A 24,700-nucleotide genomic window follows, 5' to 3' on the forward strand; every position below is an offset into this window, starting at 1 on the left:
CCTCAGATCATCGCTATCGGCACCCGGCAACGGATAGCAAAGTAGGCTAAGATGATGAGTGAATCATCCACAGGCGGCACGCATTGGTGCATCGCGGCCCTCTGATGGAACATTTGCCGCCGTTCGCCCTTGGTTTCGGCGCACGGCGAGCCGGTTTAGTCGCGCTCAGCGGCGACGTGGTCTCCTTAAGTTTTGATCTATCGTGGCGAGCATTCAAACGCGGGCCTCGAATCAATAGAGGTATTCAGACAATGAGCGAATCAATCAAGCACATCAGCGACGCTTCTTTCGAACAGGATGTCGTCAAGTCCGATAAACCTGTCCTGCTCGATTTCTGGGCCGAGTGGTGCGGTCCGTGCAAGATGATTGCCCCGATCCTCGACGAAGTCGCGAAGGATTACGGCGATCGCCTGCAGATCGCGAAGATCAATGTGGACGAACATCAGTCGACGCCGGTCAAGTTCGGCGTGCGTGGCATCCCCACGCTGATCCTGTTCAAGAACGGCGCAGTCGCCGCGCAAAAGGTCGGCGCATTGTCGAAGTCGCAACTTACCGCGTTCCTCGACAGCAACCTGTAACAGCGTCATCGGCGGGCCCGGTCTGACACAGCGCCCGCCGTGCCACCCGCGCCTTTACCAGCGCGCGCTCGTGGCAAAGCCGATGTTGTCGCACGACAACATCGGCCGAAAAGCCCCGCCCAACGCCCACCCGAGGCTCAAGCGGCGTGTGCTATGCTAGAATCACAAGAGTTCAAGAAGTATTAAGTCTCGAGCGGTTCCGCTCACCTCTTCTCCCAAATCTTTCGTCGCACCTCTTCTCCCTGGCGGGAAATCCGTATGCATTTATCCGAGCTCAAGTCTCAGCACGTATCGGCACTGATCGAGATGGCCAATGGCCTCGAGATCGAAAATGCGAACCGCCTGCGCAAGCAGGAATTGATGTTCGCAATTCTTAAAAAGCGCGCCAAGGGCGGCGACACGATTTTCGGCGACGGCACGCTCGAAGTGCTGCCCGACGGCTTCGGCTTCCTGCGTTCGCCCGAGACTTCTTATCTTGCGAGCACGGACGATATTTATATCAGCCCGTCGCAAATCCGCCGTTTCAATCTGCACACCGGCGACACGATCGAAGGGGAAGTGCGCACGCCGAAGGACGGCGAGCGGTATTTCGCGCTGGTGAAGGTCGACAAAGTCAACGGGCAGCCGCCCGAGGCCTCGAAGCATAAGATCATGTTCGAGAACCTCACGCCGCTGCACCCGAACAAGCCGCTGCCGCTCGAACGCGAAATGCGCGGCGAGGAAAACGTCACGGGCCGGATCATCGACATGATCTCGCCGATCGGCAAGGGCCAGCGCGGCCTGCTGGTCGCATCGCCGAAGTCGGGCAAGACCGTGATGCTCCAGCACATCGCGCACGCCATCAAGCAGAACCATCCGGACATCGTGCTGTTCGTGCTGCTCATCGACGAACGTCCTGAAGAAGTCACGGAAATGCAGCGCTCGGTGAAGGGCGAAGTGATCGCCTCCACCTTCGACGAACCCGCCGCGCGTCACGTGCAGGTCGCCGAAATGGTCATCGAGAAAGCCAAGCGCCTGGTCGAGATGAAGCACGACGTCGTGATCCTGCTCGACTCCATCACGCGTCTCGCGCGCGCCTACAACACCGTCGTGCCGGCTTCGGGCAAGGTGCTGACGGGCGGTGTCGACGCCAACGCGCTGCAACGGCCGAAGCGCTTTTTCGGTGCGGCGCGCAATATCGAGGAAGGCGGTTCGCTGACCATCATCGGCACGGCGCTGATCGAGACCGGCAGCCGCATGGACGACGTCATCTACGAAGAGTTCAAGGGCACCGGCAACATGGAAGTGCACCTCGAGCGCCGTCTCGCGGAAAAGCGCGTCTATCCGTCGATCAACCTGAACAAGTCGGGCACGCGTCGCGAAGAACTGCTCATCAAGCCGGACCTGCTGCAGAAGGTCTGGGTGCTGCGCAAGTTCATCCACGACATGGACGAAGTCGAAGCCATGGAATTCCTGCTCGACAAGATTCGCCAGACGAAGAACAACGCCGAGTTCTTCGACATGATGCGCCGCGGCGGCAGTTGATCCACCGCGCTGCGCACTTCAGAGAAAACCGCCTGCCCGCCAGGCGGTTTTTTTACGCCCGACGCCGGCCGGCCTCCGTACACTCCGTACAATCCGGTCTGTCGAAGCCAACCGCTCATCCGATGGCCAACCTCCTTTCCCGCTGGTTCGGCGCGCAACGCCGCGAGCGCGCGCTGCGCAAGTACGCGATCGACGACACCCTGTGGCAACGCACGCTCGACACCTATCCGTGCTTCGGCCATCTGGACGACGCGGATCTCGGCCGCCTGCGTGAAACCGCGAGCCTGTTCATCGCGCAGAAGGAATTCTCCACCGCGCACGATCTCGAACTGACCGACGCGATGATCGTCTCCATCGCCGCGCAGGCCTGCCTGCCGGTGCTGAATCTCGATCTCGACCTGTATCGCGGCTGGGTGGGCGTGATCGTGTATCCGGGCGAGTTCGTCATCCGCAAGACGGTGGAGGATCAGGACGGCGTGGTCCATGAGATCGAGCACGATGCGAGCGGCGAGGCCTGGGAAGGCGGTCCGGTCGTGCTGTCATGGGAAGACGCGCAGATGGTCGATGGCTCGGACGCCTACAACGTGGTGATCCACGAGTTCGCGCACAAGCTCGACATGGTGACGGGCGAAGCCGACGGCCATCCGCCGCTGTTCCGCCGCTGGCATGCGCCGCTCGACACCGCCGCCTTCGCCGATATCTTCGACAACGCCTACGACCAGTTCTGCGCGCGCGTGGACGCGGTGCCGGAGCGGCGCTGGAGCCGCTTCGAGCGCGAATCGCTGATCGACCCTTACGCGGCGGACCATCCGTCCGAATTTTTCGCGGTATGCAGCGAGGCGCTGTTCGTCACGCCGCGGGCCTTCGAGGCGGAGTATCCCGAGCTCTACCGGCTGCTGGCGCGCTATTACCGGCAGGACCCGGCGGGCACGGGCGCGCTTGACTCCGCCCGCGCATGACGAAAAACCTCGCGAAGAAGTGTCAACCAACTGATTTTCTGGCATAATCGCCGTTTTTCGACCCTAGGCAAGTGACTCGCGCCGGACGCTTCAGGGCGTTTTCAGACAAGCGCAGCGGGTTGGCTACCGCCAGATACCAGGAAAGACCATGAAAGAAGGCATTCACCCGAATTACCGCGAAGTCCTGTTCATCGACATGTCGAACGACTTCAAGTTTGTGACCCGTTCGACCATCCAGACGCGCGAAACCGCCGAATTCGAAGGCAAGACCTACCCGCTCGCGAAGATCGAAGTGTCGTCGGAATCGCATCCGTTCTACACCGGCCAGCAGAAGATCATGGACACGGCCGGCCGCGTCGAAAAGTTCAACAACAAGTTCGCACGCTTCTCCACCAAGAAGTAAGTCGGGCTTCACGGACTCAGCAAAAAGGGCAGCTCTCGCTGCCCTTTTTTGTCGCCGGACGCTTTGTGTTCCGGCCTGCATCGGCACTGCGCGCGGCATCGTCCTTGCTCGGACAGCACGATTGCATCACCCCGTTACGGCAAATTCCATCGACGCGCCGGTAATGCCGCCGCGCGACTACAATGCCGGTTGCTCGAGCCCCGCTGCACCTGCGGCCGAAGCCAGCGCCGCCACCGGGACCGTTTTCCATACAGCCTATCGCATGCGATCCGTCGTTCGTCTGACTGCCTCCGCCACCAGCGCCCTGCCGCGCTGGCTCTTGCTTGCCATCTGCATCGTCTATGCATCGTTCGGGCTGTTCGGGCGCGATCCGTGGAAGAACGAGGACGCGGCCGGCTTCGGCGTGATGTGGACCATGGCCAACGGCGATGCCCGCGACTGGCTGCTGCCGAATCTCGTCGGCAAGGCGCCCACCGCCGATGGCCCGCTGATGTACTGGCTCGGCGCGTCCGCCATCCGCCTGCTGAGCCCGTGGGTCGATGCGAGCAACGCCTCGCGCGTGGTCACCGGCCTGCTCTTCTGTCTCGCCTGCGCCTTCGTGTGGTACTCGGCCTATCTGCTCGGCCGCCGCGACGAAGCCCAGCCGTTCAAATACGCGTTCGGCGGCGAACCCGAGCCGCGCGACTACGGCCGCACGCTCGCCGACGGCGCCCTCCTGATCCTGCTCGCCTGCTTCGGTCTCGCCGAGCGCGGCCACGAAACCACCGCACAGCTCGCGCAGTTCGCCGGCACCGCGATGCTGCTCTACGGCCTCGTGCGCAGCCTCGACAAGCCTGTTCAAGGCGGCCTCGTATGGGGCGCGGCGCTGGGCGTGGTGGCGCTGTCGAGTTCGCCGGTACTGGTGTTCGCGCTGCTGCTCTGCACCCTCGCGATGACGATCATCGTCAAGCAGGTGCGCGCCCGGCCGCTGATCGTCTACGGCCTGCCGGTCGCGGTGCTGCTGATCGCTGCCTGGGTGCTCCCCGCCCTGCACTTCTACCCCGACGACGGCGAATGGTGGCTGCGCCAGTGGTGGCGCAACAGCTTCTCCTTCTTCTCCGGCACGCCCGGTTCCATCTTCGGCTACGCGATCAAGAACCTGCCGCTCTTCACCTGGCCGGCCTGGCCGCTCGCGCTGTGGGCCTTCGTCAGCTGGGGCGGCATGCGGCGCTCGCCGCACGTGGGCGTACCGCTTTCGATCATCGGACCGTTGCTCGTGCTGGTCGTGCTGCAGGCGCATGAAACCAACCGCCTTTTCATGCTGCTGCTGCCGCCGCTCTCGGTGCTCGCGACCTTCGCGCTGCCTACGCTTAAGCGCGGCGCGATCAATGCCATCGACTGGTTCGCGATGTTGAGCTTCACCGTCATCGGCACGCTGGTCTGGCTCGTGTGGACGGCCGGCATTTTCGGCTTCCCGGCGTCGATGGCCCGCAATCTCGCGCGTCTCGTGCCCGGCTTCCATCCCGAGTTCAAGCTCCTTTCCTTCGTCTGCGCCGTGGCCGTGACGGTCTGCTGGTTCCTGCTCGCCCGCTGGCGTCTCGCGCGGCATCCGAAGGTGTTGTGGCGCAGTGTCGTGCTGTCCAGTGCAGGCACCACGCTGATGTGGGTATTGCTCATGACTTTGTGGTTGCCCGTGGTCAACTACAGTCGGACGTATCGCGATGTCGCGGAGCAGATCGCGGATCATCTGCCGCCGGATTACACGTGTATCTCGCCGGTGCGTCTCGGCGACGCGCAGATCGCGACCTTCGCCTATTTCGGCGGCATGCATTTCGCGTTCGACGAGGATTGCGACGTGATCCTGCGCCAGGACCGCGCGGATTACGGCGAACCGTCGTCGCTGTCGGCATTCGAGTGGAAGCTGGTGTGGGAAGGCCGGCGCGTCGCCGACCGGGACGAGCGCTTCCGCCTGTACGTGCGCATCGAGCGTCCGACGCCGCCGCCGCCAAAGCCGCTGCGTCCGAGAAGCCTGCGCCGGAAGCAGTGACGCGATGCCCCTGCTGACGCCCCCGGCCAGCACGACCGGCATGCTGAGCGACGTGCGCAGGATCGCCGCGCTGGCGTGGCCGGTGCTGATCGGCCAGCTGGCCATCATCGCGTTCGGCGTGATCGACACCGCGATGGTCGGCCGCTTCTCCGCCACCGATCTCGCCGCGCTCGGCCTCGGCGGCTCGATCTATATCTCCGTGTATATCGGCCTGACGGGCATCCTGGTGGCCTTGCAGCCGATCGCCGGCCAGCTCTTCGGCGCGGGCCGCGAGAGTGAGATCGGCGAGGAGACGCGTCAGGCGCTGTGGCTTGCCGCCGCGCTCGCCGTGATCGGCTTCGTGCTGCTCTATCACCCCGAACCGCTGCTCTCGCTCGCGAAAGCGCCGCCCGCGCTGCACGACCGCACGGTCGACTATCTGCGCATCCTGTCGTTCGGCCTGCCCGCGAGCCTGGCGTTTCGCGTCTACAGCTCGCTCACCAATGCCGTCGGCAAGCCGCGCCTCGTGATGTTCCTGCAAGTTGGCGGGCTGCTGCTCAAGTTTCCGCTCAACAGCTGGTTCATCTTCGGCGGTGCGGGCGTGCCGGCGCTCGGCGGTCCCGGCTGCGCGCTCGCGAGCACGTTCATCAACTGGGCGCTGGCGATCGTCGGCATGACGGTGCTCGTGCGCTTCGAGTTCTTCCGCCCGTTCGGCATCTTCTCGCAGTTCTGCTGGCCGGTCTGGCGGCGTCAGCTCGCGCTGCTGCGCCTCGGCATTCCGATGGGTCTCTCCTATCTCATCGAGGTGACCTCGTACACCTTCATGGCGCTGTTCATCTCACGCTTCGGCACGACCACGCTCGCCGGCCATCAGATCGCGGGCAATCTCGGCGCGGTGCTGTACATGACGCCGCTGTCGATCGGCATTGCGTCGTCGACGCTCGTATCGCAGGCGCTCGGCGCCGGCCGCTATGACGACGCGCGCTCGATCTCGCGCCACGGCATCGGCGTGGCGTGCGTGCTGGCGCTGGTCTATGGCGTGATTCTGGTCGCGGCGCGCCCGCTGATCATCGCCGCCTACACGCCGGATGCGCACGTCATCGCGGCCGCCATGCCGCTCGTGCTGATCATCTTCTTCTATCACCTGTGCGACGCGCTCCAGGTCACGACCGCGTTCGTCCTGCGTGCCTACAAGGTGACGCTCGTGCCGACGCTGATCTATGCGGTCGCGCTGTGGGGCATCGGGCTGGGCGGCGGCTACCTGCTCGGCTTCGACATCGGCGGCGGCGTGCCGGAGTGGCTGCAGGGCGCGCGCGGCTTCTGGATCGCCAACTCGGCGAGCCTGGGCGTCGCGGGCATCGGCCTGTTTCTCTACTGGCGGCGCGTCAGCCTGCGGCGCGTCGCGCGAGTCGATGCGGACTGACGCAGCCGGAGCGTCATAAAACACAACCGGGATCGATTGGTAGAAAGAATGACGTAAGCGTCCAGTAGAATTTCGCGTCGAGAGCATCTCGGAGCGAGTGGATGAGCCGCATAACAACGTCACAAAAAAAGTGGATTCTGGCTGCAACCGGGTTGATCGCCGCGCTCGGTTTCGGCGCGTCGATGCATCGGGCCGATGCCGCGCGCATCGCGAGCGTGTCGCCGCAGGGCAAGGTCGCGCAGGTGCGCCAGGTCGTCGCGAAGTTCGATGAACCGATGATCGCCTTCGGCAATGCAGCCGCCGCCGCACCGGGCAAGCTGGTATGCAGCGGCGCGGCCACGGCCGGCTCGGGCCGCTGGATCGACGCCCGCACCTGGGCCTTCGACTTCGAGAACGACCTGCCGCCGGGCGTGCGCTGCACGCTCGATCTCGCCGACACCCTCAAGTCCGTCGCGGGCAATGCGCTGTCCGGCCCGCGCCACTTCGCCTTCCAGACCGGTGGTCCGTTCGTCACGCGGGTCTTGCCGGGATATGGCGACATCGAAGAGAACCAGGCTTTCGTGCTGCGCCTGAACGGCCCGGCCACGCCGGCTTCGGTACGCGAACACGTGTGGTGCGAATCCAGTGCGCTCGGCAACCGCATTCCAGTGCGCCTGCTCGACGATGCCACCCGCACCGCCCTGCTCAAGCATTTCCGGCTGGAGAAGGAAGCCGGCAACGTGCTGACGCTCGCCTGCCAGCAAACCCTGCCCTCGGCAGCCAAGATGCAACTGGTCTACGGCGCGGGCGTGACCGGTCCGAGCGGCATGGCCAACGAAGTCGAGAAGCGCTTCGACTTCACCGTGCGCGAGCCCTTCACCGCGAGCTTTTCGTGCGAGCGCGAAAACGCGCAGGCGCCCTGCACGCCGCTGCGGCCGCTGCGTCTGAACTTCAGCGCGCCGATATCGCGTGCGGACGCGCAGAAGTTCGTGCTGCGCGGGCCGAAGGAAACGGCTGCGCCTCATTTCGACGACACCGACAAGGACGCGGAAGTGAGCGCCGTCGAGTTCACGGCGCCTTTGCCCGAGCACGCCGATCTCACCATCGACGCCCCCGCGAATCTCAAGGACGTCAGCGGCCGCGCGCTCGCCAACGCCGACCTGTTCCCGCTCAAGACCGCGACCGCGCCGATGCCGCCGCTCGCCAAGTTTTCGTCGGGCGCGTTCGGCATCATCGAGCGCTTTGCCGAGCCCGGCATGCCCGCGATGCTGCCCGTCACGCTGCGGCACGTCGAAGCAGATCTGCATGTGCAGGGCCTGAATTCCGGCACCGCGCAGATCACGAAGCTCAAGCTCGATGCCGACCGCGACATCCGCCAATGGATGCGCGCCGTCGATCAGTTCGACGGCATCTCCATGCCGCGTTCGATGATCGAGGAACGCATGCCGGAGATGCTTCGCAACGGCATCCGTCCGGTCGTGATTCCGAACAGCGACGGCACGGTGTCGAAGGATCCGCAGATCGACGTGCGTTCGCTGTCGATGCTTGCCGGCCGCGCGGGCGTCGAGACCTTGACGCTGCCCGCCGCCGATCCCAAGGCGCTGCGGCCCTTCGAGGTAGTCGGCATTCCGCTCACCAAACCGGGCTTCTATGTCGTCGAACTGCATTCGCCGGCATTGGGCGCGTCGCTGCTCGGCAAGCCGCAGCCGATGTACGTGCGCACCTCGGTGCTCGTCACCAATCTCGGCGTGCACTTCAAGCAGGGCCGCGAGAACAGCCTGGTGTGGGTGACGTCGCTGGATCACGGCAAGCCCGTCGCCAATGCCGATGTGCGCGTGACCGACTGCAACGGCGATGAAATCGCCACCGCGAAGACGGACGCGCAAGGCATCGCTAAGATCGATAAGACGCTGGCCGCCGCGCGTGAATGCAACGAGAACAGTCTCGCGTGGAGCGGCTTTTTCGTCTCGGCGCGCGTGAACGACCCGGTCACGGGACCGGACATGGCGTTCGTGCTGTCCGACTGGAATCGCGGCATCGAGTCATGGCGCTTCAACGTGCCGACCGACATGAGCACCACGCGCAGCGTGCGCGCGCATACCGTGTTCGACCGCACGCTGCTGCGCGCCGGCGAGACGGTGTCGATGAAGCATCTGCTGCGCGTCGAGACGCTCAACGGCTTTGCGTTTGCGCCCGACAATCCGGGCCGCGTGACGATCCGGCACACCGGCAGCGGCCAGACCTGGCACATGCCGCTCACATGGGCGGCGGACCACAGCGCCGATTCCACCTTCACCGTGCCGGTCGCGGCCAAGCTCGGCGAATACACGGTGACGCTGGACAACGGCGCCATCGCCGCGCCCGGACAAAAGAACGGAGACGACAACGACGCCGACGACAGCGGCGTCACGCAGTCGTATGAATCGGGCAGTTTCCGGGTGGAGGAATTCCGCCTGCCGGTCTTCAAAGGCTCGATCACCGCCGGCGACGGCGCATCGCCCGGACTGGTCGCCACGCAGGACGCACCGGTCGCGGTGCGGATGGCATACGTGCAGGGCGGACCGGCATCGAATCTGCCGGTGCAGGTGTCGGCGCTGGTGCGCGACGTCGCGCCGCCGTTCGCCGCGCAGTACGACGCGTACAGCTTCGCGCCGTGGCGCAAGCCGTCCGGCGACGGCGCGAGCGCCCCCGCCGAGGACGAAGACAGCGAGCAGCAAGCCGACGCCACAACGAAGCTCATCGCCGACAAGCTGCGCGTGACGCTCGATCGCGACGGCGCCGGCAAGCTCACCATCAAGCCGCTGCCCGCGGTGGAAGCGCCGAAACGCCTCGCGCTCGAAGCGAGCTTCGCCGATCCGAACGGCGAGATCCAGACCATCAGCGGCGGCACGACGCTGTGGCCCGCCGCCGTGGCGGTCGGCGTGAAGGCGGGCCATTGGGTGTCGGTCGGCGGCAAGCTGCCGGTGCAGGCGCTGGCGCTCGATCTGCAAGGCAAGCCGCGCGCGGCCGTCGCCGTGGAAATCAAGGCCGTGGCGCGCATCATGTCGAGTTCGCGCAAGCGCATGGTCGGCGGCTTCTATGCGTATGACAACCACACCGAAATCAAGGATCTCGGCGCGCTGTGCAACGGCAAGAGCGACGATCACGGCATCGTCTCGTGCAACGTCGCCATCAAGGAGCCCGGCAATGTCGATCTGATCGCCATCGCGAAAGACAGCGACGGCCGCGCGGCCAACGCCAGCACCTCCGTGTGGGTCACGCGCGCGGACGAACTGTGGTTTGGCGGCGAGAACACGGACCGCATCGACGTCCTGCCCGAGAAAACCAGCTACGAGCCCGGCGAGACGGCGCGCTTCCAGGTGCGCATGCCGTTCCGCTCGGCCACGGCGCTCGTCGCGGTGGAACGCGAGGGCATCGTCGAGACACGGGTGGTCGAACTGAACGGCCGCGACCCGACGGTCGAACTGAAGGTCGGGGAATCGTGGGGGCCGAACGTGTACGTGTCGGTGCTCGCGATTCGCGGACGCATCCGCGACGTGCCGTGGTACTCGTTCTTCACGTGGGGCTGGAAAGCGCCGCTCGACTGGGCCCGCGCGTTCTGGTACGAAGGCCGCCAGTATCAGGCGCCGACGCCGCTCGTCGATCTGTCGAAGCCCGCGTTCCGCTACGGACTCGCGTCGATCAAGGTCGGCACGGCGTCGCACCGGCTCGCGGTCAGCGTGACGCCCGACGCGAAGTCCTACACGGTGCGCGGCAAGGCGCACGTGCAGGTCAAGGTGGCGCTGCCCGACGGCAAGCCCGCGCCCGCGGGCACGCAGATCGCCGTCGCAGCCGTGGACGAAGCGCTGCTGGAACTGATGCCGAATCACAGCTGGGACGTGCTCGACGCGATGCTCCAGCAACGCGCATACGGCGTCGAAACGGCGACGGCGCAGATGGAAATCATCGGGCGGCGTCACTTCGGACGCAAGGCGGTGCCGGCGGGCGGCGGCGGCGGTCATGCCGCCACGCGCGAGCTGTTCGACACGCTGCTGCTGTGGAACCCGCGCGTCACGCTCGATGCGCAAGGCGAAGCCACGGTCGACGTGCCGCTCAACGATGCGCTGACGCGCTTTCGCATCGTCGCGGTCGCGGCGGTGGGCGCGGGGCGCTTCGGCACCGGCAGCGCGTCGATCCAGAGCACGCAGGATCTGCGGCTCATCTCGGGATTGCCGCCGCTGATTCGCGTCGGCGATGCGTTCCGCGCGCAGTTCACGCTGCGCAACACCACGCCGCGCGCGATGCGGGTTGTCGTCACGCCGCACGCCGGAGCGCTGGCGCTCGACGCGCGCACCGTGGAACTCGCCGCGAACGCGTCGCAGGACGTGGCGTGGGACGTCACGATGCCCGACGTGCCGGGCGTCGCGCCATCCGCGAGTCTCGCGTGGGAGGTCAGCGCGGCGGAACAGGCCGGCCCCAAGGCAAGCGACGCCGTGAAGATCACGCAGCGTGTCGTCCCGGCCGTTCCTGTCACCGTGCAGCAGGCGACCCTCGCGCAAGTGGAAGGCTCGCTCACGCTGCCGGTCGCGCCGCCCGCCGATGCCATCCTCTCGGGCGACGGTGCGGTACGCGGCGGCATCGCGGTGTCCTTGCAGCCGAAGCTCGCCGACGGCCTGCCGGGCGTGCGCCGCTGGTTCGAGCGCTATCCGTACAACTGCCTGGAGCAGCAGACCTCGCGCGCGCTCGGTCTGATGGACGCGGCGCAGTGGCAGGCGGTGCTCGCGAAGATGCCGACCTATCTGGACCGCGACGGCCTCGCGAACTACTTCCCGCCCGCCGATGACGAGCGTCCCACCGGCAGTCCCGCGCTCACCGCGTACCTGCTGGCCGTGTCGGACGAGGCGGCGCGGCTGGACAGCCGCTTCGCCCTGCCCGCCGACCTGCGCGGACAGATGGCCGCGGGCCTGGCGAATTTCGTCGAAGGCAGGATCACGCGCACGTTCTGGGCGCCGCGCAACGATCTCGACTACGAGAAACTCGCGGCCATCGAAGCGCTTTCGCGCTACGGACTGGCGCAGCCGCGCATGCTCGGCTCCATCACGGTCGCGCCGGATCAATGGCCGACCTCCGCCGTGCTCGACTACTACGCGATCCTGTCGCGCGTCGACGGCATCCCCGAGCGCGACGCGAAACGCGCGCAAGCCGAGCAGATCATCCGCGCACGGCTCACGTATCAGGGCACGCGCGTCGGCTTTTCGACCGAGCGCGACGACGATCTCTGGTGGCTCATGACCGGCACCGAAACCAATGCCGCGCGTACGGCGCTGCTCTTCGCCGACGCGCCGGGCTGGAAGGAGGAGATGCCGCGCATCGTCGCGGGGCTGCTCGCGCTGCAGAAGAACGGCGCGTGGCAGACCACCACTTCGAACCTGTGGGGCACGCTGGCCGTGAGCCGGTTCTCGCAGTTGTTCGAGAGCACGCCCGTCACCGGACACACGTCGATCAAGCTGGGCACGGCCGCGCAGGACATCGGGTGGAACGGCCCGGTCAAGCCCGAGAAGGCGCGCAGCGTGCTGCTGCCGTGGACCACCAGCTCGCTCGCGCTGACGCAGGACGGGACCGGCAAACCCTGGGCAACCGTCGAAAGCCTGGCGGCGGTCGCGTTGAAAGCGCCGTTCGCAGCGGGCTACCGCATCTCGAAGACGCTGACGCCCGTTGATCCCGCAGTGGAAGGCAAGCTCTCGCGCGGGGACATTGTGCGTGTGCATCTCGACATCGACGCGCAAAGCGACATGACCTGGGTCGTCGTCAACGATCCGGTGCCCGCCGGCGCGACGATTCTCGGCTCCGGGCTCGGCCGCGATTCGGCTGCCGCGACCTCGGGCGAGAAAACGGCGGGCGGCGCGTGGCCGACGTTCGTCGAGCGCGGCTTCGAGGGCTATCGCGTGTATTACGACTATCTGCCTAAGGGGAAGATCCAGGTTGAATACACGATGCGGCTGAACAATCCCGGCACCTTCGGCATGCCGCCGACGCGCGTCGAAGCGCTCTACGCGCCCTCGGCGTTCGGCGCGCTGCCGAATGCGCCGATGGTGGTCGAGCCGCTCGCCGCGAAGTAGACGCATGAGACGCGCCGCGCTCCTTGCCCTCTTCACGCTGCTGAGCGCAGCGGCGCATTCGGCGCCGCGCTTCGACGAAGTGCGCGCGGCATGGCGCAGTTCCGACTGGGTCCTGCTCGCCCGCGACGGCACGCCGCTGCAGCGCACGCGCATCGACTCGCGCGCGCGGCGCGGCGACTGGGTCGCGCTCGCGGATGTGTCGCCGGCCCTGCGCGAGGCGATCGTGGTATCGGAGGACAAGCGCTTCTACGAACACACCGGCGTCGACTGGCGCGGCGCGGCGGCAGCGGCGTGGGGCAATCTCTGGAACACGCGCACGCGCGGCGCATCGACGGTGACGATGCAGCTCACCGGCCTCATCGACGACAACGGCAAGCCGGCCGGACGGCGCTCCATCGGCGAGAAGGCCGAGCAGACCATCGGCGCGCTGTGGCTCGAACGCAGCTGGCGCAAGGACCAGATTCTCGAGGCCTATCTCAACCTCGTGCCGTTTCGTGGCGAGATCGTCGGCCTGGCGGCGCTGTCGCAGACGCTGTTCGGCAAGGCGCCCTCGGGGCTCGACGAGCGCGAGTCCGCCCTCACCGCCGCGCTGATCCGCGCGCCCAATGCGTCCTACGTGAAGGTCGCGGCGCGCACTTGCGTGATCCTGCGCGACATGCAGGCGCTGCACGGCGCAGGCAAAACCGCTTCCGCCGATCCGTGCATCAATCTCCCGGCCTACGTGCAGCTGGCGCTGAGCCGCACGGCCTCCGCGCCCGCATTCGCACAGGGCGACGATGCCCTCGCGCCGCATCTCGCGCGGCGCATCGCGAGCGAAACGCATCCGGCGGCAGGGGCGCGCGTGCGCTCGACGCTCGATGCGCGCCTGCAGCGCTTTACCCGCGCCACGCTTCAGCGCACGCTCGCCGAGCTGAATGCGCGCGCGCGTCCGCGCAACGTGCATGACGCGGCGGCGGTCGTGATCGACAACCAGTCGGGCGACGTGCTGGCGTGGGTCGGATCGGCGGGCGCGCTGTCGAACGCACCCGAAGTCGATGCGGCGCTGGCCGCGCGTCAGGCCGGCTCCACGCTGAAGCCGTTTCTCTATGCGCAGGCGATCGACGAGAAGCGGGTCACCGCCGCGACGCTGCTCGACGATGCCCCGCTCGATCTCGCCACCGGGGGCGGCCTGTATATCCCGCAGAACTACGATCACGACTTCAAGGGATGGGTGAGCGTGCGCACGGCGCTCGGTTCGTCGCTGAACGTGCCGGCGGTCCGCACGCTCGTGATGGTGACGCCGCACCGGTTCGCGAAGACGCTGGTCGCACTCGGCCTGCCGCTCACGCAGGCCGGCGACTACTACGGCTTCAGTCTCGCGCTCGGCAGCGCGGACGTGACGCTGGCTTCGCTCGTCAACGCGTATCGCACGCTGGCGAACGGCGGCGTCGCGCGGCCTTTCTTCGATGTCGCCGACCACGCGCCCGCGCCTGCCGGCACGCGCGTGTTCAGCGCGGATGCGAGCTACATCGTCACCGACATCCTCGCCGACAACAACGCGCGCACCCGCACCTTCGGCTTCGACAGCGTGCTCGCGACACGAAGCTTCAGCGCGGTGAAGACCGGCACGAGCAAGGACATGCGCGACAACTGGACGGTGGGCTTCACATCGCGCTACACCGTGGGCGTGTGGGTCGGCAATGCCGACGGCCAGCCGATGTGGGACGTGTCGGGCGTGACCGGCGCGGCGCCGATCTGGAACGGGATCGTCAATTATCTGAACCGGCGTTCCGCGAGCCGTGCGCCACAGGCTCCGGCGGGCGTGGTGCGGACTACGGTCAGCTATCAGGACGATGTCGAACCGACGCGTGGCGAATGGTTCGTGCGCGGCACGCAGATGAGCAGCATCGCGCTCTCGGCTAGTGCGCTGCAAAGCGGGCAAGGCACGGGTAGCGGCGTGGATGCGCAGGCCGCACGCATCGGCGCGCCGACCAACGGCACCATTTTTGCGCTCGATCCGGACATTCCGCCCGCGCGCCAGCGCGTCTGGTTCGAACGGAGCGCGAGCAGCGCACGGCTCGCGTGGCGTCTCGACGGCAAGCCGTATGGCCAGGGCGCGCGCGCGGCGTGGCTGCCGTGGCCCGGACGGCACGTGCTGGAACTCGTGGATGGGCATGGACAGCCGGTCGACACGGTCGCCTTCGAAGTGCGCGGCGCGTTCGCGCGGGCGCAGGAACCGCCGCGTCATCCGTCGGGCAGCGCGCCGCGTTAAGGCACATGCGGGAACGTGCGGCAGGACGTGGGCCGTGCGAGCCGTCATCGTTCGGGACGGATTTGCCCTATTCTTAACGGCATCGTCTTCTCCGGCCCGGACCTATCGATTCGTCATCTGTTTCTCTCAAGCCTGGAGTGCCGTCATGCTGAAAAAGCTGCTGATGTTGTGCTTTGCGTTCATGCTGTCGATCGGAGCGGCCTTCGCCGCAGTCGACGTCAATACCGCCGATCAGGCCGCGCTGGAATCGGTGAAAGGACTCGGGCCGGTGAAGTCGAAGGCGATCGTCGATGAACGCACGAAGAACGGTCCCTTCAAGGACGCCGACGATCTCGCGACGCGCGTCAAGGGGCTCGGCACCAAGTCGGTGGCCAATCTCGAGCAGAATGGCCTGACGATCGGCGGATCCTCGCTTCCGCCGTCCGGCAAGACTGCCAGGCCGACCACGACCCAGGGCGGCAGCGCCGCGCCGAACTCGACGGTGAAGTCCTCGACGGCCGCCACCGCCGCAACGTCGCCCGCCGCGACCACCGCGCAGACGCCGGCCGCCGCGCCGGCATCGGGCACGAAGGCATCGAAGAAGTCGAAGAAGGACAGCGCAGCGGCGGCAGCGGCGGCATCGGGTCCGGCCATGGCGGCCAGCGAAGCGAAACCCGCCAAAGCGAAACGCAGCAAGAAGGACAAGGCCGCCAGCGCCGCGGCTGCCAGTCAGTAAGAGTAAGGTCGTGCCGGGAACCTTGGCGAAGGCAGTCTGCCTCTGTCCATGTAGCCCGGGTGATCGTCGTCGCGCGGCCCGGAAGGACAGGGGCCGCCGCCCGCGCCGCCGCGGACCCGTTTCTTTCGGGACACGGCGGCACGGTCGAATCCCTCCCTCAACCCCTTCAGTGAGACCGTCATGAGCCTGTTCGATATCCTCGCCTCCTCCCTCGGCAATTCAGCGCAACCGAACGGTCAACCCGGCCAACCTGGCCAACCCGGCCAGACGGGACAAGCCGCGCTGATCGCGGCGGCCCTCGAATTCGTCAACAGCCAGCCGGGCGGCATCATGGGGCTGATTCAGCGCTTCCACGAGCACGGTGCGGGCGATATCGTCCAGTCGTGGATCGGCACCGGCGAAAATCAGCCGATCAGCCCCGACACGCTCAACAACGTGCTGGGCCACGACAATGTCGGCGCGCTGGCGCAGAAGGCCGGCGTGTCCGGCGATCAGCTCTCGGGCATGCTGGCGGCCGTGCTGCCGCATGTCGTCGATCGCGCGACGCCGAACGGCGAAGTGCCTCCCGAAGGCAAGCTGGACCTGACCGGCGTGCTCGGCTCGCTCGGCGGGCTGGCAGGCCTGTTCGGCAAGAGCGAAGAACCGAAGCAAGGCTGAAGCGGGCCTGCTTCGCGCCGTCCGCGCATGGCTTCAGCGCGCGGACAGCCTGCGCGTCATGTCCGCGATGATCGTATGGCGGATCACGCGCAGACAGGTCAATTCTCCGCCGAGCGTCGCGGCCAGCGCTGGCCGTTCGGCCAGCAGCCCCGCGTTTTCCTGCTCGACGCGCGCGTACAGCCCAGCGGCGGCGCTGGTTATGGCGTTCGTCAGCGCGTCCAGCAAGCGCTGGGCGGTCTTGCCCGCGATGCCCAACACCTCGCCCGCCCGCAACAGCAGCGCGCGATCGAAATCCTCGTAGTGACGCGCGCCGAGTATGTCCCAGGCAAACGTGGCGCGCTTCGGCCAGTCGGTCTTCTGATAGGACGGCGTGGCATACGCCGCGACGCTCAGCAAGTCGTAGAACGGCGCAAGCTGGATGCCCTCGCTCGACACGAGGAAGCTCAGGTTCTTCAAATGCGCGTCCGAATTGCCGACCAGCACGTTGAACACCAGCCATGAAAACAAGCGGGTCCGCGCCGCCGCCTGGTTGCGGCAACGCGCGGCGAGCGTCGCGAGCTGCTCGACGCTGCCCTGCTCGTACTTGAAGGTGCGCGCGAGATCGAGCAACTGGCACGCGTCGATGCTATGCAGCCGGCGCCACGCGCCCGCGCGTGACTCGCGGTCGAAGCGGTCGATCAGATACACGGGCGACGGCACATAGCGCCGGTGGACCTTCGGTACGCCGAGCCGAAGCATGTCGGCGAGCGTCATCACGAACCATTCGTTGATGACCGAATGGGGATAATCATCGGCATCCTGATGATTCGGCTTCAGGATGTGTGTCGACGGCGTGCTTCCGGCGGGTTCATGCAGCGCGCCGTCGCGCAGCATGACGGCCAGCTTGTGCTGCGCACCCGCGAGCGACATGCGCTTGATGGCGCCATGCGTGAGCGGCACGCGCGGCAAGGCGTCGATGCGGGCCTGAAGGGCTGCGTCGGGCAGCGGGCGCGCCGTTGCCTCGCTCGTCTCGCGCGCGCCCGGAGGCATGAGCGTGACCGACCCCGCCGATTCCGCGCCATAGTGCGCAAGCAGTGCGAACGCGTCGGCTTCGTTGCGGATCGAGGCGTCGCGTGCCAGCAGCGTACGCTGACCTTCCTCCGGCAGCAGATTGTCAAAGTACCACTGCACCGCGCGGCGCGTGCTGCCGTCGCGCAGCGTCTTGGCCTGCAACGGCAGCGCCGGACTCAACGGATAACTCTCCGCATGGTCGCGCCATGAAGGCAGATAGGTGAACGACCAGATGTCGTCGTCGGCATTGAGCAGGCCGACTTCCATGTCATTGATGCTCGCGATCAGGCTGCGGCGGGTTTCGGACGGCGCGTTATCCGGCGCTTCGGCTTCAGGACTCATCGTTGTCCTCGCGCGCGCGCCGCCGTTGTTCACGTCCATGGCGTTTGATCGCTTCGCCGGCAAACAGCGCGCCGGCTTCGTCGGGGATATCGACCGTCAGGCGCACGCCCAAGCCTTCCAGCACCTGGAACAGCTTGCCCCATTGCACGCTTTCGGCGCCGCTCTCGATCTTGCCGAGAAAGCTCTCGCTCACGCCGATGCTGCCGGCAGCGTCATCCTGACGCAGCCGCTGGGCCTTGCGGGCCGACCGCACCGCCACGCCGATGTCATGTGGATTTCGGATCTCGATCTTCATAAAAATCCTTTCGATCGACGAGATTATACTGGCAAACGCCTGGTCTTCTCGAAAATCCAGTCAATCGACGAGATTTCATGATTTTCGCATGCCCTATCGCTAAAATCCTTTCGATCACATGGATTTCAGCCGAAATAAAAAAAGGCAACGAACTGATCGTTGCCTTTTCTTCGTTTCGCAGGGACCGTCCCGCAAGACGGTCCCGCCTGTCTTCAGTGAATCACGCGGTCGAACACGAACTTGCCCTCGCGCACATCCACCGGAATGACGTCCTTCGGACCGAAACGTCCGGCGAGGATAAGCTTGGCGACCGGATTCTCGATCTCCTGCTGGATGGCGCGCTTCAACGGCCGTGCGCCGAACAGCGGGTCGTAGCCCACCTTGCCGATCTGCTCGAGCGCCACATCGGACACTTCCAGCTGCATGTCCAGCTTCGCAAGACGCTCCTGCAAGCGCTGCAACTGAATCTTCGCAATCGATTCGATGTTGCTGCGATCGAGCGCATGGAACACGACGACGTCGTCGATCCGGTTCAGGAATTCCGGCCGGAAGTGCAGCTTCACTTCTTCCCAGACGGCGTCCTTCACCTTCTCCTGCGGCTCGCCGACCATGCCCTGGATGACTTGTGAACCGAGGTTCGAGGTCATCACGATCACCGTGTTCTTGAAGTCGACGGTGCGGCCCTGGCCGTCGGTCATGCGGCCATCGTCGAGCACCTGGAGCAGCACGTTGAAGACGTCCGGGTGCGCCTTCTCGATTTCATCGAGCAGGATCACGCTGTACGGCTTGCGACGCACGGCTTCGGTCAGGTAACCGCCTTCTTCGTAACCGACGTATCCCGGCGGCGCGCCGATCAGCCGCGCGACGCTGTGCTTCTCCATGAACTCGCTCATGTCGATGCGGATCAGATGGTCTTCCGAATCGAACAGGAACGACGCGAGCGCCTTGCACAGTTCAGTCTTGCCGACGCCCGTCGGCCCGAGGAACAGGAACGACCCATACGGCCGGTTCGGATCCGAGAGCCCCGCGCGCGAGCGGCGAATGGCGTCCGCCACCGCGCCGATGGCCTCGTCCTGGCCGATCACGCGTTCATGCAGCTTGGACTCGATCTGCAAGAGCTTCTCGCGTTCGCCCTGCATCATGCGCGCCACCGGAATGCCGGTGGAACGCGACACGACTTCCGCGATTTCCTCCGCGCCGACCTGCGTGCGCAGCAGGCGCGGCCGGGTCGGATTGTTCTGCTCCTGCGACTCGGCTTGCGTCACCTGCTTGAGCCGCGCCTCGAGTTCCGGCAGCTTGCCGTATTGCAGCTCGGCGACTTTCTCCAGCTTGCCTTCGCGCTGCAGACGGGTGATGTCGGCGCGCACCTTCTCGATCTCTTCCTTCAGTTGCGCGCTGCCCTGCACCGCGGCCTTTTCCGCCGTCCAGATTTCCTCGAGGTCCGAATACTCGCGGTTGAGCCGCTCGATTTCTTCCTCGATCAGTTGCAGGCGCTTCTGTGACGCTTCGTCCTTCTCCTTCTTCACCGCTTCACGTTCGATCTTCAACTGGATGAGACGACGGTCCAGCTTGTCCATCTCTTCGGGCTTCGAATCGATTTCCATCTTGATGCGGGACGCAGCCTCGTCGATCAGGTCGATGGCCTTGTCCGGCAGGAAGCGGTCAGTGATATAGCGATGCGACAGCTCCGCCGCCGCGACGATGGCCGGGTCGGTGATTTCCACGCCGTGATGCAGTTCGTACTTCTCCTGCAGCCCGCGCAGGATGGCGATGGTCGCCTCCACCGACGGTTCGTCGACGAGCACCTTCTGGAAACGACGCTCCAGCGCCGCGTCCTTCTCGATGTACTTGCGGTATTCGTCGAGCGTCGTGGCGCCGATGCAATGCAGTTCGCCGCGCGACAAGGCCGGCTTCAGCATGTTGCCCGCATCCATGGCGCCTTCGGCCTTGCCGGCGCCGACCATGGTGTGGATTTCATCGATGAAGACGATGGTCTGGCCTTCGTCTTTCGCGATGTCGTTGAGCACGGACTTGAGGCGTTCCTCGAACTCGCCGCGATACTTCGCGCCGGCGAGCAGCGCCGCCATGTCGAGCGACAGCACGCGCTTGCCCTTGAGCGTCTCCGGCACTTCGCCATTGACGATGCGCTGCGCCAGCCCTTCCACGATGGCCGTCTTGCCGACGCCCGGCTCGCCGATCAGCACCGGGTTGTTCTTGGTGCGGCGCTGGAGAATCTGGATGGAGCGGCGGATTTCGTCGTCGCGGCCGATGACCGGATCCAGCTTGCCCGCACGGGCGCGTTCCGTCAGGTCGACGGTGTATTTCTTGAGCGCCTCGCGCTGGCTTTCGGCGTCCTGGCTGTCGACCTGCGCGCCGCCGCGCACCGCGTTGATCGCCGCTTCGAGCGCCCGGCGCGTGAGGCCGTGCTGTTTCGCGAGGCGGCCCGCTTCGCCACGGTCGTCCGCGACGGCGATCAGGAACATCTCGCTCGCGATATACGTGTCGTTGAGCTTCTGCGCTTCCTTGTCGGCGGTGTTGAGCAGGCCGGCCAGGTCGCGGCTCACTTGCACGTTGCCGTCGGTGCCCTGCACCTGCGGAAGGCGCGTAATGGCGTCATTGAGGGCGGTCTGCAGCGCTTGCACCTGCACGCCCGCGTGCGACAGCAACGAACGCGCGGAACCGTCCTGCTGCGCGAGCAATGCCGACAGCAGATGAACCGGCTCGATGTACTGGTTGTCGTGTCCGACCGCCAGGCTTTGCGCGTCCGAGAGCGCTTCCTGGAATTTGGTGGTGAGTTTGTCGATTCTCATTGGATTGAAGCTCCGATTCTGAATACTTCCAAAATGAGGCGCTTCGGGCCGGTTTCAAGCACGAATTCGCTCGTTGACGGCGTTTTTTTGTGTTTTTTACGATCGACGGCGGGCCCGCTTGCAATGAGAGAAGACTGCGGCGTTCAGGTTTCGTTCAGCGAAGAATCGCGAATCGGAATGAATTCACCCGCCGGCAAGGGCGCCAGATTCGGAATGTTCAGCAGCCGCGCGAGTTCGTTGGACGGATGGGCCAGTTCGCCGATCGTGTGCTTGTCCAGTTCGGCGAGGAAAGCGTCGCGAGCGGCCGCGAATACACCCTGCAAACGACAGTGCGACTGGATCACGCAGCCCTTATGACCCGTCTGGCCTTCGTCCGCCGGTCCGAAGCAGCCGACGATCGCAAAGTCATTCTCCGTCTTGCGCACGATCTCGCCCACCGTCAGCGCGCCCGAGTGTTCCGCCAGCCGCAGCCCGCCGTTGCGGCCTCGTACCGTTTCCACCCAGCCCAGTTCGCCCAGTTGCTGGACGATCTTCATCAGATGGTTTTTAGAGATGCCGTAGGCGTCGGAGATTTCCTGGATCGTCGAGAGACCGGCGGGACGGACGGACAGATACAGCAGGACTCGCAATGCATAATCGGTGTAATCGGTCAGTCGCATGTTCGCGCGAAGTGGGTGGCGCCCAAGGGCGCGTCGGTTGTTCGAGGCCACGCTTGGCCGGAAGTCCGCATGAGGACAAGGGCGATGCCTTGCAGCAAGGTTTTGGGCCTTAATATCGGCACGCGGCGCCCAGATGGGCCGAGCCTGGCAAGAGTGACGCAAAAGCACGCCAAACAAACACCAGGCATGCAATTCGGACACTTTCGGATGCACGAAACCGTCAAGACGAAAGCGTCATTCTGCTTCATCTTGAAATAGTTCGTCAGAAAATTCTCTTTACCGAACCAATCGACCCATCCCACGATGGAACCGCTGCCCACATCACCAATGACCGATTTCCCGACTCCCGCACAAACCGTCCCGCGCGAACGCGAGCCCAGTGCAGACAATGTGCGCGCCCTCGTGGAGGCGTTTTATCGCCGCGTCGACGACGATCCGCTGCTCGGCCCGATCTTCTCGAACGCGCTCGAAGGCCGCTGGGACGAACATCTCAGCAAGATGACGAGTTTCTGGTCGAGCCTCGTGCTCGGCACGAAGGACTATCGCGGCAACGTGCAGGAGGCGCACCGGCCGCTCGACGGCATCGAGCCGCGTCATTTCGCGCGCTGGCTGTCGCTCTTCCTGAACACGGTCGAGGCGCGCTACGAACCCGGCGCCGCCGTGCAGTTCATGGAACCGGCGCTGCGCATCGCGCAGAGCCTGCAATTGAGCAAGTTCGGCTGGGACTATCAGGTTCCTGCCGAGCAGCAGGATTTGCTCGCGGCGCTCAAACGGCGACGCAGCGGCGACCAACCGGAGCCGCGTTTCCCCGAGCGTCCCGGCGCCGAGGCGTTTCCGGCGCGCTTCGTCGGCAAGCCCGTGGACCGCTCCTGACGCCCCTCGGTCCGCTCAGGTCTGCCAGCGGGTGAGCGCGCGATCGTCGGACTCGCGTGCATCCACCCAGCGCTCGCCGGCTTCAGTCTTTTCCTTCTTCCAGAACGGCGCTTGCGTCTTCAGATAGTCCATCACGAACGCGCACGATTCGAACGCGTCCGCCCGATGCATCGCGGTGGTCGCGACGAGCACGATCTGATCGAGCGGCTTCAGCTTTCCCACGCGGTGCACGATCAGCACGTCCGAACCCTGCCAGCGCTCGCGCGCCTGGGCCGCGATGGCTTCCAGCGACTTCTCCGTCATGCCGGGATAGTGTTCGAGCTCCATGGTTTCGACGACGCTGCCTTCGTTCAGGTCGCGCACCGTGCCGACGAAGCAGGCGACCGCGCCCACCTTGGGATTGTCGGCACGCAGGGCGGCCACTTCGGCGCTGATGTCGAAATCGCCTTCCTGTATGCGGATTCGAGAGGTGCTCGTCATGTCAGCCGCCCGTGACCGGGGGAAAGAACGCCACCTCGCAGCCTTCGGTGATGCGCTGCGACGGATCCGTCATCACGTGATTGCATGCCATGCGCAACGCGCGGCCCTCGGCCAGCGTGTCCGCCCACGCGCCGCCGCGCAAACGCAGCCAGGTGCGCACGTCGCCGACATTGACCACGGATTCCGGCACCGTCACCGTTTCGTTGGCGACGCCCAGCGCCTCGCGCACACTCGCAAAAAATCTCAGTTCGACTTTCATGTCCAGCCTGATCCTTACCGCATGAGTTCTGAAAACGGGATGAAGCGCACGCTCTCGCCGGCGCGGATGGCGTGGTCCGGCGGGTTGTCGATGAGGCCGTCGCCCCAGACGGTCGAGGTCAGCACGGCCGAGCTCTGATTGGGAAAGAGATCGAGGCCGCCCGCTTCGTTCACGCGCGCGCGCAAAAATTCGTTACGGCGATCGCCCTTCTTCTGGCTGAAGTCGGCGCGCATCGAATAGACCCGCGGCGCGACGTCGGTCACCCCCGCGAGCCGCAGCAGGAACGGACGCACGAACAGCAGGAAGGTGCAGAAACTCGACACCGGATTGCCCGGCAAACCGATAAAAAACGCTTCGCCGCCGCGCTCCGCCGCGGCGCCTTCGCGCCGCACCGCGCCGAAGGCGAGCGGCTTGCCCGGCTTCATGGCGATCTGCCACATCGAGATATGGCCTTCAGCCTCGACCGCGGGTTTCACGTGATCCTCCTCGCCGACCGACACGCCGCCGCACGTCAGGATGAGATCGTGACCGGCGGCCGCGCGCCGCAGCGTCTCGCGCGTGGTGTCGAGCTGGTCCGCGACGATGCCGAAATCGGTCACTTCGCAGCCCAGCCGGCCGAGCAGCGCGCGCAGCGTGAAGCGATTCGAGTTGTAGATCGCGCCGGGTTCGAGCGGTTCGCCGGGCATGCGCAGTTCGTCGCCGGTGAAGAAGATCGCGACACGCACCGGCCGCACCACGTCCAGTTGCGCGCAGCCCACCGACGCAGCCAGACCGAGCGCCTGCGGCGTCAGGCGCGTGCCCGCCCGCAGGATGACCGAGCCGCGCTCGATATCGGCGCCCTGCCGCGTGATCCATTCGCCCGCCTTCGGCGTCTGCGTGAAAGTGGCGCGGCTGCCGGTTCCGGTCTGCGTCGCCTGCACCATCTCCTGCATCACGATGGCGTCCGCGCCGGGCGGCACCGTCGCGCCCGTGAAAATGCGCGCCGCGGTGCCCGCCGCGAGCGGCTCGGCGGCCTGTCCCGCCGGAAGGCGCTGCGAGACCTCGAGCGTCACGGGCGCGCCGTCGGCCGCGCGGGCGAGGTCGGCGGCGCGGACCGCGTAGCCGTCCATCGAACTGGTGTGCATCGGCGGGACGTCGAGCGGCGAGATCACATCGGCCGCGAGCACGCGATGGGCGGCGTCGAGCGTATCGATCCGTTCATGGCCGTCCACGCGGCGCGCGGCATCGAGCAGGCGGCCGAGTGCGGCGGCGGTGGCGAGCATCGGAGGACGGGATGAAGCGGCAGGCGTGGATGACATGGAGATCGCTCCGGGCGCGCGACGCCCGCGTGAAGGTCGGGC

18 protein-coding genes are annotated in these 24,700 nt (G+C 65.9%); 11 read left to right on the forward strand and 7 right to left on the reverse strand.

Annotation, left to right across the window (positions count from 1 at the left end; genetic code table 11):
- Positions 1–251 precede the first annotated feature (251 nt).
- The 10 genes from trxA (at position 252) to QCE64_RS07885 (ending at position 16,592) form a co-directional block, all read left to right on the forward strand.
- Complete coding sequence (gene trxA, locus QCE64_RS07840) at positions 252–578, forward strand: thioredoxin TrxA (protein WP_008349330.1); 327 nt, start codon at positions 252–254, stop codon at positions 576–578.
- Between the two features lie 258 nt (positions 579–836).
- A complete protein-coding gene (rho, locus tag QCE64_RS07845; RefSeq protein ID WP_309808516.1) occupies positions 837–2,102 on the forward strand; it encodes a transcription termination factor Rho in 1,266 nt (421 codons plus the stop codon).
- Between the two features lie 122 nt (positions 2,103–2,224).
- The gene (locus QCE64_RS07850; RefSeq protein ID WP_310003331.1) at positions 2,225–3,061 is read left to right on the forward strand and encodes a zinc-dependent peptidase; all 837 of its coding nucleotides are present in this window, start codon (positions 2,225–2,227) and stop codon (positions 3,059–3,061) included.
- 148 nt (positions 3,062–3,209) lie between these two features.
- Entirely contained in the window at positions 3,210–3,464 is a 255-nt protein-coding gene (locus QCE64_RS07855; protein WP_050452857.1) for a type B 50S ribosomal protein L31, read from the forward strand.
- Between the two features lie 262 nt (positions 3,465–3,726).
- Positions 3,727–5,490: a glycosyltransferase family 39 protein gene (locus QCE64_RS07860; RefSeq protein ID WP_309916625.1), complete on the forward strand. Its 1,764-nt coding sequence runs from the start codon at positions 3,727–3,729 to the stop codon at positions 5,488–5,490.
- Between the two features lie 40 nt (positions 5,491–5,530).
- Positions 5,531–6,892, forward strand: coding sequence for an MATE family efflux transporter (locus tag QCE64_RS07865; protein ID WP_309919733.1), 1,362 nt, complete (start codon positions 5,531–5,533; stop codon positions 6,890–6,892).
- A gap of 101 nt (positions 6,893–6,993) precedes the next feature.
- Positions 6,994–12,969: an MG2 domain-containing protein gene (locus QCE64_RS07870; RefSeq protein WP_310003333.1), complete on the forward strand. Its 5,976-nt coding sequence runs from the start codon at positions 6,994–6,996 to the stop codon at positions 12,967–12,969.
- Positions 12,932–15,220 carry a penicillin-binding protein 1C gene (gene pbpC / locus QCE64_RS07875; protein WP_404987309.1) on the forward strand — a complete coding sequence of 763 codons (2,289 nt, stop codon included), beginning with the start codon at positions 12,932–12,934 and terminating at the stop codon, positions 15,218–15,220. The genes QCE64_RS07870 and pbpC overlap by 38 nt, the downstream gene beginning before the upstream one ends.
- Before the next feature lie 145 nt (positions 15,221–15,365).
- A complete protein-coding gene (locus QCE64_RS07880) occupies positions 15,366–15,935 on the forward strand; it encodes a helix-hairpin-helix domain-containing protein (protein ID WP_309916632.1) in 570 nt (189 codons plus the stop codon).
- Positions 15,936–16,115: 180 nt separating this feature from the next.
- The gene (locus tag QCE64_RS07885) at positions 16,116–16,592 is read left to right on the forward strand and encodes a YidB family protein (protein WP_309916635.1); all 477 of its coding nucleotides are present in this window, start codon (positions 16,116–16,118) and stop codon (positions 16,590–16,592) included.
- A 33-nt stretch (positions 16,593–16,625) separates the two neighbouring features.
- Here QCE64_RS07885 and QCE64_RS07890 read toward each other — a convergent pair whose 3' ends face one another.
- The 4 genes from QCE64_RS07890 to QCE64_RS07905 all read right to left on the reverse strand — a co-directional run bounded on the left by QCE64_RS07890 (position 16,626) and on the right by QCE64_RS07905 (position 21,748).
- Complete coding sequence (locus QCE64_RS07890; RefSeq protein ID WP_310003338.1) at positions 16,626–17,984, reverse strand: HipA domain-containing protein; 1,359 nt, start codon at positions 17,982–17,984, stop codon at positions 16,626–16,628.
- Entirely contained in the window at positions 17,974–18,279 is a 306-nt protein-coding gene (locus QCE64_RS07895) for a helix-turn-helix domain-containing protein (RefSeq protein WP_309916641.1), read from the reverse strand. The genes QCE64_RS07890 and QCE64_RS07895 overlap by 11 nt, the downstream gene beginning before the upstream one ends.
- A gap of 212 nt (positions 18,280–18,491) precedes the next feature.
- Positions 18,492–21,089 carry an ATP-dependent chaperone ClpB gene (clpB, locus tag QCE64_RS07900; RefSeq protein ID WP_309916643.1) on the reverse strand — a complete coding sequence of 866 codons (2,598 nt, stop codon included), beginning with the start codon at positions 21,087–21,089 and terminating at the stop codon, positions 18,492–18,494.
- A gap of 143 nt (positions 21,090–21,232) precedes the next feature.
- Positions 21,233–21,748, reverse strand: coding sequence for an Rrf2 family transcriptional regulator (locus QCE64_RS07905; RefSeq protein ID WP_309916646.1), 516 nt, complete (start codon positions 21,746–21,748; stop codon positions 21,233–21,235).
- 303 nt (positions 21,749–22,051) lie between these two features.
- Here QCE64_RS07905 and QCE64_RS07910 point away from each other — a divergent pair, with 303 nt between their 5' ends.
- Entirely contained in the window at positions 22,052–22,621 is a 570-nt protein-coding gene (locus QCE64_RS07910) for a group III truncated hemoglobin (RefSeq protein WP_309916648.1), read from the forward strand.
- Positions 22,622–22,636: 15 nt separating this feature from the next.
- On the opposite strand, the gene moaE is transcribed toward QCE64_RS07910, so the two are convergent.
- Genes moaE through glp form a run of 3 tightly spaced genes read right to left on the reverse strand, consistent with a single transcriptional unit; the run spans position 22,637 to position 24,622 of the window.
- Positions 22,637–23,101, reverse strand: coding sequence for a molybdopterin synthase catalytic subunit MoaE (gene moaE / locus QCE64_RS07915; protein WP_309916652.1), 465 nt, complete (start codon positions 23,099–23,101; stop codon positions 22,637–22,639).
- A 1-nt stretch (position 23,102) separates the two neighbouring features.
- The gene (gene moaD / locus QCE64_RS07920; RefSeq protein WP_309808528.1) at positions 23,103–23,360 is read right to left on the reverse strand and encodes a molybdopterin converting factor subunit 1; all 258 of its coding nucleotides are present in this window, start codon (positions 23,358–23,360) and stop codon (positions 23,103–23,105) included.
- 14 nt (positions 23,361–23,374) lie between these two features.
- Positions 23,375–24,622, reverse strand: a complete 1,248-nt coding sequence (gene glp / locus QCE64_RS07925; protein WP_404987356.1) for a gephyrin-like molybdotransferase Glp — start codon at positions 24,620–24,622, stop codon at positions 23,375–23,377.
- Positions 24,623–24,700 lie beyond the last annotated feature (78 nt).

Source organism: Caballeronia sp. LZ043, from assembly GCF_031451075.1.
In the GTDB taxonomy this organism is placed as follows: domain Bacteria; phylum Pseudomonadota; class Gammaproteobacteria; order Burkholderiales; family Burkholderiaceae; genus Caballeronia.